Annotated in this window: 11 protein-coding genes and 2 riboswitches; of the genes, 9 read left to right on the top strand and 2 right to left on the bottom strand. The window is 41.4% G+C overall.

Translation table 11 applies throughout. The features are described 5' to 3' along the window. Positions 1-6: 6 nt before the first annotated feature. The 4 genes from ACIFPW_RS08755 to ACIFPW_RS08770 all read left to right on the top strand — a co-directional run bounded on the left by ACIFPW_RS08755 (position 7) and on the right by ACIFPW_RS08770 (position 5,891). Positions 7-1,431, top strand: a complete 1,425-nt coding sequence (locus ACIFPW_RS08755; protein ID WP_430243545.1) for a LutB/LldF family L-lactate oxidation iron-sulfur protein — start codon at positions 7-9, stop codon at positions 1,429-1,431. Beyond that, positions 1,431-2,138, top strand: a complete 708-nt coding sequence (locus ACIFPW_RS08760) for a LutC/YkgG family protein (protein WP_430243547.1) — start codon at positions 1,431-1,433, stop codon at positions 2,136-2,138. Before ACIFPW_RS08755 ends, ACIFPW_RS08760 begins: the two co-directional genes overlap by 1 nt. A 310-nt stretch (positions 2,139-2,448) precedes the next feature. Continuing rightward, complete coding sequence (locus ACIFPW_RS08765) at positions 2,449-3,714, top strand: MFS transporter (protein WP_430243549.1); 1,266 nt, start codon at positions 2,449-2,451, stop codon at positions 3,712-3,714. 146 nt (positions 3,715-3,860) lie between these two features. Next, a complete protein-coding gene (locus ACIFPW_RS08770) occupies positions 3,861-5,891 on the top strand; it encodes a catalase (RefSeq protein ID WP_430243550.1) in 2,031 nt (676 codons plus the stop codon). A 68-nt stretch (positions 5,892-5,959) separates the two neighbouring features. On the opposite strand, the gene ACIFPW_RS08775 is transcribed toward ACIFPW_RS08770, so the two are convergent. Together ACIFPW_RS08775 and fdhA are read right to left on the bottom strand one after the other, a co-directional pair. Next, positions 5,960-6,313, bottom strand: a complete 354-nt coding sequence (locus ACIFPW_RS08775; protein ID WP_430243552.1) for a DUF488 domain-containing protein — start codon at positions 6,311-6,313, stop codon at positions 5,960-5,962. Positions 6,314-6,408: 95 nt separating this feature from the next. Beyond that, on the bottom strand, positions 6,409-7,626 hold the full coding sequence (gene fdhA, locus ACIFPW_RS08780; protein WP_430243554.1) for a formaldehyde dehydrogenase, glutathione-independent: 1,218 nt from the start codon (positions 7,624-7,626) through the stop codon (positions 6,409-6,411). Positions 7,627-7,986: 360 nt separating this feature from the next. Between fdhA and ACIFPW_RS08785 the strand changes: the two genes are divergently transcribed. The 5 genes from ACIFPW_RS08785 to ACIFPW_RS08805 all read left to right on the top strand — a co-directional run bounded on the left by ACIFPW_RS08785 (position 7,987) and on the right by ACIFPW_RS08805 (position 15,861). After that, positions 7,987-8,961: an AAA family ATPase gene (locus ACIFPW_RS08785; RefSeq protein ID WP_430243556.1), complete on the top strand. Its 975-nt coding sequence runs from the start codon at positions 7,987-7,989 to the stop codon at positions 8,959-8,961. Beyond that, positions 8,958-10,208: a DUF58 domain-containing protein gene (locus ACIFPW_RS08790; RefSeq protein ID WP_430243558.1), complete on the top strand. Its 1,251-nt coding sequence runs from the start codon at positions 8,958-8,960 to the stop codon at positions 10,206-10,208. The genes ACIFPW_RS08785 and ACIFPW_RS08790 overlap by 4 nt, the downstream gene beginning before the upstream one ends. Continuing rightward, positions 10,195-12,366 carry a transglutaminase TgpA family protein gene (locus tag ACIFPW_RS08795; protein ID WP_430243559.1) on the top strand — a complete coding sequence of 724 codons (2,172 nt, stop codon included), beginning with the start codon at positions 10,195-10,197 and terminating at the stop codon, positions 12,364-12,366. Before ACIFPW_RS08790 ends, ACIFPW_RS08795 begins: the two co-directional genes overlap by 14 nt. Positions 12,367-12,403: 37 nt before the next feature. Further along, positions 12,404-12,505, top strand: a riboswitch (purine riboswitch). A gap of 151 nt (positions 12,506-12,656) precedes the next feature. Beyond that, positions 12,657-14,195: a glutamine-hydrolyzing GMP synthase gene (guaA, locus tag ACIFPW_RS08800; protein ID WP_283153160.1), complete on the top strand. Its 1,539-nt coding sequence runs from the start codon at positions 12,657-12,659 to the stop codon at positions 14,193-14,195. Between the two features lie 85 nt (positions 14,196-14,280). After that, a riboswitch (purine riboswitch) is annotated at positions 14,281-14,382 on the top strand. Between the two features lie 183 nt (positions 14,383-14,565). Further along, positions 14,566-15,861 (top strand): NCS2 family permease, encoded by a 1,296-nt coding sequence (locus ACIFPW_RS08805; RefSeq protein ID WP_430243560.1) that lies wholly within the window; start codon positions 14,566-14,568, stop codon positions 15,859-15,861. Positions 15,862-16,435 lie beyond the last annotated feature (574 nt).

A 16,435-nucleotide genomic window follows, 5' to 3' on the forward strand; every position in this document is an offset into this window, starting at 1 on the left:
GATAAAATGAGTATTAAAATTGGTCAAAAATCTTATGGTGATCGTATCCAAGATGGTCTTAGTAATTCCTTTATGAGAAAAGCTGTTTCTGGAGCTCAAGGTCGCTTCCGTTCGGGGCGATTAAAAGCAGCAGAAGAACTTGGTGATTGGGAAGATTGGAGAACCCTTGGTGAAGAGATTCGTTCTCATACGATGGAAAATCTGGATTATTATTTGCGTCAATTGAGTGAGCAGGTGGAAAACCGAGGTGGGACCGTCTTTTTTGCTAAGACTGCGGAAGAAGCGAACGAGTATATTCAGGAGATTGCGAAGAAAAAACAAGCAAAAAAAGTAGTTAAATCAAAATCAATGGTGACAGAAGAAATTGGTTTGAATGAAGCGCTAGAAAAGAGCGGGTGTGAAGTTGTCGAATCGGACCTTGGTGAGTGGATTTTACAATTGGATGAAGACCCACCATCTCATATTGTGACGCCAGCGCTTCATAAAAACAAAGAGCAAATTCGCGAAACGTTTATGAAGAAGAAGGGATATACCGGTTCGGATGATCCCGTTGAGCTAGCCGCATTTGCACGAGAGCAATTGCGTCAGGACTTTCTAGAAGCAGATATTGGGGTTACGGGATGCAACTTTGCGGTTGCGGAATCTGGAGCAATTACGCTTGTTACGAATGAAGGAAATGCGAGGATGGTCACGTCTCTACCTGACACCCAAATCTCAGTCATGGGCATGGAGCGAATAGTGCCAACTTGGGAGGACTTAGAAGTCGTTGTTAGTTTGTTGACTCGTGCAGCTGTTGGTCAAAAACTTACGAGCTATATTACAGCATTAACTGGAACGCGCCTCGAAGATGAAGTAGATGGCCCGGAAGATTTTCATCTTGTCATTGTAGACAATGGGCGTTCGAAAATACTAGGAACTGAGTTTCAATCGGCTCTTCATTGTATTCGCTGTGCTGCGTGTATTAACGCGTGTCCGGTTTATCGTCATGTTGGTGGGCATTCGTATGGATCGATTTATCCAGGACCGATTGGAGCTGTATTAACCCCTCTGCTGGATGGATACGAGGATCACAAAGATCTCCCGTATGCTTCGACCTTATGTGCTGCATGTACCGAAGCATGCCCTGTTAAAATTCCTCTTCATGAGCATTTAATCAGACACCGAGAAATCATCGTAGAACGCGAAAAAATGACGACCAAAGCAGAGAAAATGATGATGATGGGTTTCGCTAAATGGGCCTCCACACCAGCGGCCTATAAATTGTCGACGAAAATGGCTAGAACGACGCTAAAGCCCTGGACAAAAGACGAATATATCGAAAAAGGTCCAGGTCCGATGAAAGGCTGGACGGAACAACGCGATTTCCCTGCGCCATCGAAGGAGCGTTTCCGGGATTGGTATCGACAACGAGAGCAGAGGAGTGATCATTAATGGCTATTCATAACCGGGAAGCGTTTTTGGACAACGTCGCTGAGCAACTGGGTCGAACGCGGAGAACGAAAGTGGAATCGCCTGTTTATTCTGTTCATCCGCAGGAGCGTGTTTTTCAAGGTGCAACGCAAGATGAGCTAGTCGGGAAATTGGAAGAACAGTGTAAAGTCATTCATACTTCTTTTACGAGTACGACCTTAGAAACTCTTGGAGAAACGTTACGGACAGTACTTAACGACTATAGTGTAACCAAAGTTGTTGGTGCAGCAGGGGCGAGGAATGATGCAACTCACTTGAGTACCGTGTACGCAGAACTTCAATCTGAAGGCTATGATATTCACCTTTGGGATGAGAACAAAGGACGAGAAAATGTTACTTTTGCAGAACAGGCGGGAGCAGGGATTGTGTTCAGTGATATTACACTGGCCGAATCCGGAACCGTCACGCTGTTTAACGATCGCTATAACGGTCGTTCGATTAGCTTGCTTCCGGAAACGTTCATTGCCATTGTTCCAAAGAGTACGCTCGTACCTCGAATGACGCAAGCGAGTCAATTGATTCATGAAGAAGAAAAGAAAGGAAATCCTGTTTCCTCCTGTGTAAGCTTTGTGACTGGACCAAGTAACAGTGCCGATATTGAAATGAATTTAATTGTCGGTGTGCACGGGCCGGTGAAAGCGACGTATATACTGGTTGACGATTTGTGATGATTTATAACGAAAGTTCGTGGTAAGAAAGCTTACAGTATGTAAGGTCAGATATAGAGGTAGGGTCTTATCTCAATCACGTGATATTAACGGCATGATGTCATTCATCCTACCCCTTTCGGCCGGTAGCTCCGTATTGCAATTGAAAGCATTCTCTAGGTGATGAGCCTTTGGAATGTTTTTTTTGTTTGTGAATAGACAATATTTTCTAAATCAGTCTTAAGACGGAGTACTTATCAAACTGAGGGTCATCGTCTAGATTTCTATGATTCGCTACACTTAAAGTATCAAAACAGCAGGGGTGTTAGTAATGGCGATGAAAGAAAATGTTATGGAAAGAATGCCGGATGTAAAATCAGACAAGATTGACTCCATATTTAAAAATAAAAATTTCCTTCTTTTATGGGCGGCAGCGTTTTTATCAAGCTTTGGCATTTCCTTCTTTCTTTTTGCTGAGAGCTGGTACGTGGTGAATGTTTTAAATCTTGAAGCTTCACTCGGACTCATTTACATTGCTTCAAGTATTCCAAGACTAGTATTTATGGTGATAAGTGGCACGGTAGCGGATCGCATGAGTAAGACGAAGATCATGTTCTTATCTGATTTTTCAAGAGGGGTCCTTCTTAGTGGTTTAGTACTCTGGTTTATATTTGGAGATATCACTCTTTGGACATTTGTTGGAGTTGCCTTCTTCTTTGGAATTTTAGATGCTTTTTTCTGGGCAGCAGAGAGCGCTGTGATCCCATCGATTATTCGAAAAGAAAATCTGACTCGAGGCAATTCAATTATTCGAATGACTAATCAGGCATCGTTTATTATTGCACCTATGCTCGCAGGATTACTTATTGCTTTTGGAAGCTATGAAATCGTCTTCGCTGTAACAGCGCTAATGCTTTTTCTTGGAAGCGTATTGATTTATTTGATGAAAATCCCAAAACAAGAAGCAGAACAGAATCATCAAGACCAAACTTTTTTTGAAACTTTTAAAGAAGGTCTTCTCTATGTGAAAGAATCTAGGATTCTGGTGGTAGTTGTACTAACAACGGTCTTTATGAATCTATTTCTCGTTGGACCACTTTCCATGGGGCTACCTCTTTTTGTGAAAACAGTCTTAAATGGAGATGCATTTGCTTTCAGTTTAATGGAAGCCGGGGCGGCGATTGGAATGTTAATTGGGGCAGTAGTAATCGGTATTCTTAATCTAACGAAAGGACGAGGAAAAGTAGCTTTGCTTGCGTTAATCATTTCTGGTTGTGCTTTTATAGGTCTGAGTTTCTCGACGGAGCTATGGGTAAGTATTGTCATGCTCGTTATTTTTGGGGCGTGTCTTTCTGGAAGTAACATCCCTTTATTTTCTGCAATTCAGTCATTGATCCAAGAGAAAGTGCTAGGGCGAGTAATGGGTTTGCTGTCTTTAGCTTCAATGGGGCTTATTCCTGTTAGCTATGCGATGACTTCCCTTCTTCTCTCAGCAGGTATTGGCATTCAACATATCATGTCAGGCGGTGCGTTTCTAGTTGTGCTGTATGCTTGCTTCGTCTATGTGAAATATCATGAATTGAGAAATGTAGATTAATGCGATTATGGGTTCATAAATCATTGAGATTAATAAAGGGGAGCGCAGTAACGAATACCTAATTATCTAAATATAAGGTTTGATCTTATTTTATTGAGGGAACCACTATATATACGATTTTACATATATTAGCGGGAGGTATTACTGTGAGCGAGGACAATAAGAAAAAAGAACAGTTAGAACAATATAGCACAAATGATAAAGGGAAAATGACGACAAACCAGGGTCTAAAAGTTTCGGAAGATGAATTTTCTCTTAAAGCTGGTGAACGCGGTCCAACTTTGATGGAAGACTTTCATTTCAGAGAAAAAATGACGCATTTCGACCATGAGCGTATACCTGAACGTGTCGTACACGCAAGAGGATTTTCCGCTCACGGTGAATTTGAAGTATATGATTCATTGGAAGAGTATACGGATGCAGAATTCTTAAAAGATCCTTCCAGAAAAACGCCAGTATTTGTTCGGTTTTCAACGGTGGCAGGTTCAAAAGGTTCTTCTGAAACGGTTCGAGATGTGAGAGGATTCTCAACGCGTTTCTATACAGATGAAGGGAACTACGATTTAGTTGGGAATAACATGCCAGTCTTTTTCATTCAGGATGCTATTAAATTCCCTGACTTAATTCATGCGGTCAAACCTGAACCTCATAACGGTATGCCGCAAGCTGCCTCTGCCCATGATACATTCTGGCACTTTATTGCTAACAATCAAGAATCAGCACATATGGCGCTATGGGCAATGTCAGACAGAGCGATCCCTCGAAGCCTACGTATGATGGAAGGTTTTGGTGTTCATACATTCCGGTTTGTGAATGCAAAAGGAGAAGCGCGGTTTATTAAGTTTCACTGGAAACCAAAGTTGGGCGTACACTCACTCGTGTGGGATGAAGCGCAAAAAATCTCAGGTAAAGATGCTGATTTCCACCGCGGCGACTTATATGAGTCTATTGAAAATGGTGACTACCCTGAGTGGGAACTAGGCGTGCAAATTATCAAAGAAGAAGATGAATTCAACTTTGACTTTGACGTTCTTGATCCAACTAAGATTTGGCCTGAAGAAGATATCCCTGTCAAAATCGTTGGGAAAATGACATTAAACCGAAATGTTGAGAACGTATTTGCTGAAAACGAACAGGTTGCTTTCCATCCTGGTAATGTCGTAAAAGGCATCGACTTTTCCAATGACCCGCTACTTCAAGGGCGCTTGTTCTCTTATACAGATACACAAATCAACCGTTTTGGAAGTGCGAATTATCATGAATTACCGATTAATCGACCTGTTTGCCCGTTCTTTAATAATCAGCGTGATGGCTTTATGCGCCAAACAATTAACAAAGGCCAGGTAAGCTATCACAAAAATTCTCTTGCTGATAATCAGCCAGAACCGGCTACAGAAGAAGAGGGTGGCTACGTTCATTATCAGGAGAAAGTAGAAGGTCATAAGGTTCGCGCACGCAGTGAAAGTTTTAAAGACCATTTCTCTCAAGCGGTTCTTTTCTATAACAGCATGAGTGATGTGGAGAAAGAACATATTAAGAATGCCTTTAGCTTTGAGCTCGGCAAGCTTAAGAGTAAGTCAGTTCAGCAACAAGTGGTCGATATGCTTTCGAATATCAATCTTGACCTTGCTCAAACCGTTGCTCAGAATGTTGGAGCTAAAGAACCTACAAAAGGTGGATCAAATATAACGAAGACATCACCTGCGCTTAGTCAACTAAATACAACGTTTACTGCGGATACTAGAAAAGTAGGTGTCATTGTAGACGATGGATTTAATGGAGAAGAACTCATACAAGTGCTTAATGAGCTTAAAGAAAAAGGCATTAAGCCTGAGCTCATTAGTGACAAGCGTGGTGTAAAAAAAGCCACTGACGGAGCCGAGGCTGAAATTGATCATACGTTCCTTACAAGCGAATCCGTTTTATTTGATGCTATTTATGCGGTTGGTGGAAATCAGGAAAGCAAAGGATTCTATCAATCCGCTAATTACTTTATCAATGAAGCATTCTCACACTTTAAACCGATCGGTGGAACGCATGAAGGTATGAAGTGGCTAGAGAATAACGACTTAGTAGGTCAACCAGGAGTAGTCACTGGTAAAGATATGAATACATTCGCGAAAGAGTTCAGTGAAGCTATTGCAACGCATCGTCATTGGGATCGTGAGCTAGTATAATGGAATAGAATGAAGGAAGAGAGGATTAGATCCTCTCTTTTTTTAATGGAATAAGTGAAAATCCTTGTTCAACCTTCAATCATTTCTTTTAACACTACCGCATGATTATGCTCCATGTCCTTGGCGCCAAATAAGAGAACGAGTCTTTCATTTGTAGCCATTTTCTTTAGTTCTTGTAATTTCGTCTGTGCCGTCTTACTTCCATTGATTTCTTCTTGATATGCTTTCTTAAAGTCTTCAAACTTATCAGGATCATGATCAAACCATTTTCGTAACGAAGAACTTGGTGCGATGTCCTTCATCCATTCATTTAAGTTGGCTTTTTCTTTTGAAATGCCTCTCGGCCATACGCGGTCAATTAGAATACGCTTCCCTTCAAGCGGGTAATCTTCTCCATAAATTCGTCTAAGAATAACTGACATTTAAACCACCTTCCGGATTTATTGGTCTCGTATTAGTAGTATATAACTTAAAAAAAGAAGTCAATCCTAGCGATTAGGATTGGCTTCTTTTTGATTTACCTTCTTAACATCCCATGTGGATCAATGACAAACTTTTTTGATACACCACTATCAAACTCATTATACCCTTGAGGTGCTTCATCGAGACTGATAACGGTTGCATTTACAGCTTTCGCGATATCCGCTTTTCCATTTAAAATCGCCATCATTAATTGACGGTGATACTGCATGACAGGTGTTTGTCCTGTAACAAAATGGTGGGCTTTTGACCAGCCAAGTCCAAATCTTACTTTAAGCGAGCCTTGCTTGGCATCTTTGTCATCTGCTCCAGGGTCCTCTGTTACATATAACCCTGGAATCCCCATCTTTCCTCCAGCTTCTACAACATCCATCATCGTATTTAGCACAATTGCCGGCTGCTCTTCGTTATCTGTTCCATGACCATAAGCTTCGAAACCAACTGCATCGATCGCACAATCCACTTCAGGTATACCGAGTATTTGTTCGATTTGTTCGCCGGGATCGTTGTGTTCTTTTAGATTAATTGTTTCACACCCGAAACTCCTTGCTTGAGCGAGACGTTCTTCTTTTAAATCTCCAACAATGACAACCGCAGCACCAAGCAACTGAGCAGAATGGGCTGCAGCGAGTCCAACTGGTCCTGCTCCAGCGACATACACAGTGGACCCTGTCGTTACTCCTGCACTAATCGCTCCGTGGTAGCCGGTAGGAAAAATATCCGATAGCATCGTTAAGTCGAGGATTTTCTCCATCGCTTTCTCTTTATCGGGAAAGGCTAGTAATTGAAAGTCTGCATAAGGAACCATCACATATTCGGACTGGCCACCAACCCAGCCGCCCATATCAACGTATCCGTAAGCTGCGCCCGGACGTTCAGGGTTTACGTTTTGACAAATATGGGTGTCCTGACGCTTACACATTTTGCATCGACCGCAAGCAACATTGAATGGAACAGAGACAATATCTCCTTTTTTAATGAATTCAACATCTCGTCCAACCTCAATCACTTCTCCGGTAATTTCATGGCCGAGAACTAAACCAGAAGGAGCGGTCGTGCGACCGCGCACCATATGCTGATCGCTCCCGCATATATTCGTCACGATATTCTTCAAGATTACTCCATGTTCACATTTACGGCCGGCATTACTCTTGGGAACGCCTGGCCCCTCACGAAGAACTAAATCCGGAAAGCTAATATCCTGAACTTCTACACGACCTGCACCTGTATAAACGACACCGCGATTACCTACCATTTAATTTCCTCCTTTTCGTTTTAGACGAGTGGGACGAGAGGCATAGCGTAATCTTATGTACTCACCTCATTATAATGGTTTGAAGATTCAGGATTCTTTTGGTGTTTTCGTCTGTAAATTGTATTCCCTTTTTCATCCAGTATGAAACGATTTGCGATGTAGCTAGTCATATCTTTATTTGGATCAATAATGAAATTATAGGAAAACTCGCTTCTTATTAACGTGCCTAAAGTATTTTTTGTTACAATAAGGTTATGAGTATTCAGACATTTACTCTTGCTAATTTGTTGGAAAATTGATAGGTAAAGAGGCCTGTTTTTAAAATAAAAATTTTGAGAATGACTATTGGAGGAATCAGCTATGAGTTCATCGTACCAATTTGATGCGTACCACCCGGCTGTCAAACAAGTGATTGAAAATATTGAGAAGGTGATGGTTGGTAAGCGAGATGTAACAGAATTAAGCCTGGTTGCGCTGCTTGCTGGAAGTCATGTCCTTCTGGAGGATGTACCGGGTGTTGGTAAAACGATGATGGTTCGTGCTCTTGCAAAATCAGTAGGTGCAAAGTTTAATCGAATTCAATTCACACCAGACTTACTTCCGTCTGATTTAACAGGTGTATCCATTTTTAATCAACGTGAGATGAAATTCGAATTTCGTAAAGGACCGTTATTAGGCAATATTATTTTGGCAGATGAAATTAACAGAACGTCACCTAAAACACAATCGGCCCTTCTAGAAGGAATGGAAGAGGGGAATGTAACGGTTGATGGAGAAACGCACATTCTTCCACAGCCGTTTTTTGTTATGGCGACACAGAATCCGATTGAATACGAGGGAACGTATCCTCTGCCGGAAGCTCAGCTTGATCGCTTTTTATTGAAGTTACGTATGGGCTATCCATCTCCTGAAGAAGAACTTGAAGTATTGAATCGTACGGAACACGCGCATCCAATTGACTCGATTGGGACGGCCCTTGAGCTGGAAGACCTTCTTGAGATACAGAAAAAGGTGAAAGCTGTGTTTGTTGAAGGGTCTGTTAAACAATACATTATCGATATCGTGAGTAGAACGAGAAATAACTCATCGATTTATCTTGGAGCTAGTCCACGCGGGTCACTCTCACTAATGAAAGCGTGTCAGGCGTATGCGTTCATGCGCAATCGCGATTATGTACTACCTGACGATGTGAAATTCTTAGCTCCTTTTGTATTATCCCATCGCATCATTCTTAAATCAGAGGCTGCGTTTGAAGGACAGAAGCCTGAGGAGATTATTAAGGAGATTCTTCATCGTGTAAGAGTTCCTCTTCAAAAGGAAGAGAAAGTGAAATGAGAGAGAAGCTAGCGAATAACAGAGTGTTAAAGTTTTTCTTTTTAGCACTGCTTTTCCTGATTACTTTTTCGTATGCGATGTTTCAGGGAGGTTTTGTGAGCTGGTTCTTGTTCTATAGTTTTTTACCTTTCGTTATCTATTCTATCCTTCTTATTTTCTATCCCTTGAGCGCAATCAAGATGACGCGATTGATCAGTCATACAGAATTAACAGATGGACAGGAGTTAACTGTTACGATCCAGATAGAGCGGAAAAGTCACTTTCCTCTTTTTTATTTAGTTGTTGAAGATATGCTTCCTGATCGGTTAGCTCCGTTTGCTAGAGAAGCCTCCTCAAGGTATCAAAAACGTTCACTTGCCTTGCTTCTTCCCATGTTCAAAAAAGAGTTAACTTATCGGTATACAATCAAGCCAATTCCGAGAGGAGAATACCATTTTAAGAAACTACGCTGTCGAACGGGGGACCTCTTTGGATTCGTCCAACATGAGAATATGATAGAGAACGATCAAGCGGTTTATGTTCTACCGCAATATCAAGAAATATCGTGGTCTCCCTATAATCAGCAGCTCTCTGGGACGAGACCTTCTCCACGTAAAGCAGATTTAGATTATTCTACGGCGGTTAGTGTTCGAGATTATGTACCAGGAGATAAATTGTCATGGATTGATTGGAAAGCAACCGCGCGTGGTTCGAAACTATTAACCAAGCAATTTGAACAACAAATTAGCCAGGATTATATGGTCTTCCTCGATCGAGAGACCGATCACTATGGTCGTGTAGATTCGCCTATATTCGAGAAGGGTGTAAGACTAGCTGCTTCCGTGACAAACGCTGCTTTAAAGCAGAATGCGATGATCGGCCTTGTTTCCTCGGGAAAAGATCATTCTGTTCTGAATATTAATGGTGGAAGAGCACAACGAAGGAGAGTATTTCATCATCTCGCACGAGTTCAAGCTAATGGGATGACAACGTTTGATACAGTTGTTAAAAGAGAGGCTCATCATTTCCCTGCTGGAACAGGTGTTATGATCATTAGTCCTTCGCTTGATGGGGCATTCACTTCTACGTTAAAAGAGCTTGTTGCACGAAAGGTTCAAGTGGAATTCTTTTATGTCACTGAGCACATTACGTTAGCGCAACAGGCTGAGCTTAATCAGCTTACTCTATACGGTGTTAAAGCACACGTGATTGCGGGAGATTCGTTTAATGAGGAAATAAAAGGGGGTGGGAAGCGTGCAACAAGGTAATGAAAAAACAGATTGGCTTTACGCGCTTCTCCTCTATGGATTGGGTTTTCTTCTGTTCTGGGAATGGCTACGACCTCTTTCGATCATTTCAGATACAGGTCAAACAGAAATTTTTATTCTGTTTACGGCATTTTTATTTTTGCTATCTTATTTTCAGCTACCTTTTTGGCTATCTTTCCCGATTAAAGGAGTGGCGTTAGTATATGCTCTACATGCCATGTTTTTTCCGGGACCGTTCTTTGAATTTCTGTGGGTAGATTACTTTCTATCAGACTTTTCACAGAACGTCGGTTTTCTATTTGATGGTAGTTTTGATCGTTTGTCAAATGTATTTCGAACCTTCTTGTTTTTCATATTGCTCTGGCTTATAAGTTATTTAATGCAATACTGGTTAATTCAAACAAGACGGATTTTCTTATTTCTATTAGTGACGATCGTTTACATTTCGGTTATTGATACCTTTACAACTTATCAAGCGGATAATGCGATTATTCGTATTGTGATCATTGGTTTTGTATTACTAGGTCTTCTTCAAATTCTGCGAATTCAAGAACAAGAGGGAGTTATTTTTTCAAAGGGTCGCTTCCCAGTCTATTGGCTTATGCCACTAGTTGTTGTTATTGCTTTTTCTTCTATATTCGGTTATATCGCTCCGAAGGCTGAGCCGCAATGGCCGGATCCGGTACCTTTCCTGAAGAAAACGACTGGAGATGGTGACGGAGAAGGAAGAAATGGAAACGGAATTAGTAAGATTGGATACGGAGAAGATGACTCACAACTTGGCGGCCCCTTCGTCATGGACGATACTCCGATCTTTACTGCACAAATTCAAGATAGAGGGTACTGGCGTGTTGAAACGAAAGATGTGTATACCGGAAAAGGTTGGGAATCTTCCGTACAAGATCGAGTTATTTTTGAAGGTAGCACAGAAACATTATTTGAAGATGGTGTTGAGTTAGAAGCCTTTGATATGAAGATGAATATGACTGGGAATGAGGAATTTGATTTTATTGTCCATCCAGGACAAGTAACAAACATCGAAACGGGCGCAGAAGTTCAACTACTGGAAAATCCTCTGACTGGAAAAGTGTTTACACAAAATCTTGGTGAGTCTATTGTGCTAGATAATTATAAGCTAGATTACGAATCACCTACCTTTTCTGAAAAGATGTTACGAGAAGCACCTGTTAACTATCCAGATCGGTTGGCAAATACGTACCTTCAATTACCGGAGTCCCTTCCTGAGAGAGTCGGTGATCTTGCTGAAGAAATTACGGTAGAAGAAGAAAATCCTTATGATAAGGCGAGAGCGATCGAAAATTACTTCGTAGGGAATGGTTTTGTATATGAAACAATGGACGTTGCCGTTCCTGGGGATAATGATGATTATGTCGATCAATTTCTTTTTGAAACGCAGCTAGGTTATTGCGATAATTTCTCTAGTTCGATGACCGTTCTTTTAAGAAGTCTCGGGATTCCAGCAAGATGGGTCAAAGGATTTACCGAGGGAGAATTTGTGGCAGCTGCTGGAGACTATCGAGAGTATGAAGTAACAAATAACAACGCACACTCGTGGGTTGAGGCATACTTCCCGGAAGTGGGGTGGGTTCCTTTTGAACCAACTCGAGGCTTCACTAACCAGGCTGATTTTGTTAGCGATTATAGTGATGATGAAGCGACAAATTCTGAAGCACCTGATCCTGCACAAACTGAAGAAGAGCAGGCGCAGCAGCAGGAACAAACACCAGAGGAACAGGCATCATCAGGTTCATCATCTGTATCGTTTGAATGGACAGTGTGGTATACCGTTGTGCTTGTGCTTATTCTGTTGTTACTTGGATACGTCGTATTTAAGAATTATAAGAAATGGTTGAAGCGATTGGTTATTTCAAGGTATAAGAAACGAGATGACGGAAAGGTGCTATCTGAAGCGTATTTTCGACTGCTATGGTTGTTAGACTTACATGGCATTAAGCGAGGGGAAAATCAGACTTTGCGGGAATATGCTGTTCAAGTTGACAGCAAGCTTCAAACAGAGGATATGAAGGAATTAACACGTCGCTACGAAGAAAATTACTATCGTGGAAAAGCGAACAGTGATGGTTGGAATGAAATGAAGGAATTATGGGAAAATTTAATTAAAAAGATGCAATCTTGACCGCTGTATAGACGGTTGATAGAATGAATCCATAGTTTGAACAACAAGTTGTAACCTTCGTATATCCCTGGGAATAAGGCCCAGAAGTCTCTACCGGATCACCGTAAATGATCTGACTATGAAGGCAGATACTCCTAGTATAAGCCAGGATTCTGCCTTTGTACCATGGCAGGGTTCTGGCTTTTTTTATATGACCTTGGATGAAAGAGATCGAAAAGCTTGTTAATCCCCTGTTTTTCGATTCGATTTCGGCAATGCTACTAGAGACTAAATAGAAGTGAGGGAATTAGATGTTAGAAGAACAGGAATCCATTATTGTCCTCGATTTCGGTGGACAGTACAATCAACTAATTGCTAGACGTATTCGTGACCTTGGTGTGTTTAGTGAATTGCACCCGAACACGATTACTGCTGAAGAAGTAAAGAAAATTAATCCAAAGGGAATTATCTTCTCAGGTGGTCCGAACAGCGTATATGGTGAAGACGCGCCGCGCTGCGATGAAGAAATTTTCGAGCTTGGCATTCCGGTTCTTGGCATCTGTTACGGCATGCAGCTAATGACACATCACTTTGGCGGAAGTGTAGAAGCGGCGAAACACCGTGAGTATGGTAAGGCGATGCTGACAATCAAGGACAAATCCCCATTATATGATGGTCTACCAGAAGAACAATCTGTATGGATGAGTCACGGTGATCTTGTTAAAGCTCCACCTGAAGGATTTGAAGTGGCCGCAACAAACCCATCTTGTCCAGTTGCGGCAATGAGCGATGCTTCTCGCCACCTATATGGCGTTCAGTTCCACCCGGAAGTTCGTCACACTGAGCACGGCAATGAACTATTGAAAAACTTTGTTTATAAAGTGTGTGAGTGTGATGGTAACTGGTCAATGGAAAACTTCATCGATGAGCAAATTAATGAAATCCGTGAAGCCGTTGGGCATAAAAAAGTTCTATGCGCCCTTAGTGGTGGAGTTGACTCTTCTGTAGTTGCCGCCCTCATTCATAGAGCCATCGGTGACCAGCTAACATGTATGTTTGTCGATCATGGTCTTCTTCGCAAAGGCGAAGCAGACAGCGTAATGAAAACATTTGGTGAAGGCTTCGATATGAATTTGATCAAAATTGACGCTGCTGATCGTTTTCTTACAAAGCTTAAAGGTGTAACTGATCCAGAGAAGAAACGAAAAATCATTGGTAACGAGTTTATCTATGTTTTTGAGGAAGAGTCTGAAAAGCTTGAAGACATGTCCTTCTTAGCACAAGGAACACTTTACACAGATATCGTTGAGAGTGGAACAGCGACTGCTCAAACCATCAAGTCCCACCACAACGTAGGCGGTCTGCCTGAAGATATGAAGCTCGATTTGATTGAGCCCTTAAATATGCTTTTCAAAGATGAAGTTCGTAAAGTAGGTACAGAGCTTGGTCTTCCAGACGAAATTGTATGGAGACAGCCGTTCCCGGGGCCGGGTCTTGGTATCCGTGTGATCGGAGAAGTGACAGAAGAAAAGTTAAAAGTTGTACGTGAATCTGACGCGATTCTTCGTGACGAAATTAAAAAAGCAGGGCTTGATCGTGATATCTGGCAATATTTCACCGCGCTTCCTGATTTCCGTAGTGTTGGTGTTATGGGTGATGCGAGAACGTATGACTACACAATTGGTGTTCGTGCTGTAACATCAATCGATGGCATGACATCTGACTGGGCGCGTATCCCATTTGAAGTCCTTGAAGTTATCTCTACAAGAATTGTTAACGAAGTGGATCACGTTAACCGCGTTGTGTATGACATTACTTCTAAGCCGCCCGCTACAATTGAGTGGGAGTAAACACGAACGAAATATAAATAAATAGATAAAATGTTCGTGTTTTGTATTGACGGCTTGTGAGAAAGCTGATACACTACAAAAGTAAATAAATAGAACGACCATCCATCGTATAACATCGGGAATAAGGCCCGAAAGTCTCTACCAGGTTACCGTAAATAACCTGACTACGAAGGAAATAGAGAAAGTATTGAAACGTCTTGCTCATGTAGCGACTCGTGGAGAACCTTCTCTTTTCCTATTAGTCCGCTCCGGGTAGAGAACCCGGAGCTTTTTTCTTTTTATGAATAGTTAACCTAAATGAATCAAGAATAAAGAATGGTTACTAACCGTTAGAAAGATGGATGAAGGGGAATAAGGGGGACTTAAAGAAATGGATCGTTTTTTTCGTTTTCATGAGCATAATACAACATATAGAAAAGAAACTATTGCTGGATTAACGACGTTCTTATCAATGGCTTACATTCTATTTGTGAATCCGGCTGTTTTGGCCGATGCAGGAATGGATCAAGGAGCTGTCTTTACTGCCACAGCACTTGCTGCTGCGCTCGGTACTTTAATTATGGGTGTTCTAGCGGGATATCCAATCGCTCTGGCGCTAGGAATGGGATTGAATGCGTTCTTCACCTATTCTGTTGTCACCGTTATGGGCGTACCGTGGGAAACAGCACTTGCAGGGGTACTTGTTTCAGGAATTATCTTTATTATTATTACCATTTTTAAAGTTAGAGAAATGATCATCAACGCGATTCCGATGGAATTAAAATACGCGGCAGCGAGCGGGATTGGACTTTTTATAGCATTTATCGGTCTTCAAAGCGCAGGAATTGTTCAAAACAATGATTCTACACTTGTTCAACTAGGTAATCTTCTCGCCGGTCCGACGTTACTTGCAGTCTTCGGATTAATTATTACTGTTATCTTAATGGTTCGTAACGTAACGGGCGGTATTTTCTACGGAATGGTGATTACAGCCATCGTAGGTATGATCTTTAACCAGGTGCCGATTCCAAGCGGGATTGTGGGTAGCGTACCAACTCTTGAACCAACTTTCGGCGTTGCTTTAGGTCATCTTGGTGATTTGTTTACAATTGACATGCTTGTCGTGGTTCTCACGTTCTTATTCGTCGATTTCTTCGACACAGCGGGTACTTTAATAGCTGTTGCGACGCAGGCAGGCATAATGAAAGACAACAAACTTCCAAGAGCAGGGAAAGCATTGTTTGCTGATTCATCTGCAACTGTTCTTGGGGCTGTACTTGGTACGTCAACAACTACAGCCTACATTGAATCTTCATCAGGAGTAGCGGCAGGTGGTCGAACTGGTTTTACATCTGTTGTAACAGCAGGATTTTTCTTGTTAGCACTATTCTTCTCTCCGTTACTAGCAGTGGTCACACCTTCAGTTACAGCACCAGTCTTGATTATAGTCGGTGTCCTGATGGTGAGCGTACTCGGTAACATTGAGTGGAAACGATTTGAGATTGCGGTTCCAGCATTCTTAACAATTGTTGCAATGCCATTAACATACAGTATTGCAACAGGGATTGCGTTAGGATTTGTAATGTACCCGATCACTATGGTCGTAAAAGGTGAGGGGAAAAATATTCATCCAATCATGTATGGTTTGTTCTTTGTATTTATCGCATATTTCGTGTTTTTAGCATAGTTCGTTTTGGAGCAGTCGAGAAATCGGCTGCTTTTTGTTATGTAGTGATACTCTTCGGTTTGTTCCATTATTAAGGTGAGATCAAGTTTCGTAACCGAAGTGAGAGGGTACTTTTCTGTTGCTTAAGTAGAGTGAGGCGAGGAAATTCATTTTGTTAGTTAAAAGGTTAATTAAACGTTTGTTTAACCTTAAACATAGTTCTTCATAATCTCCGTTAAAAAAGAAGCTTCATTAAAGGGGATTAATTAGACTTGAATATCTACTAATAATAATGTGTCTCTCTAAGCAAGCTATGTCATATTGATTTAATTAATTTGAAAAATACTATTGACCATATCATTCTTTACTGATAAAGTAGAGAACGTTGTTAAGAAAACAACAACAAACGCATGAAAAAAAGTGATTGACATCATTTCGCACTTCGTGTATTATAAATAACGTTGCCGCTAAAACAAGCAGGTAACACTAAATAAAACATTTCAAATTAGTTGTTGACATCAAACGAAACAACATGGTATATTAGTTGGGTCGCTGAAAACGACAACGAAAGAAACAAATTGATCTTTGAAAACTG

The sequence above is a fragment of the Pseudalkalibacillus sp. NRS-1564 genome, from assembly GCF_050467905.1.
Classification (GTDB): Bacteria; Bacillota; Bacilli; order Bacillales; family Guptibacillaceae; genus Guptibacillus; species Guptibacillus hwajinpoensis_B.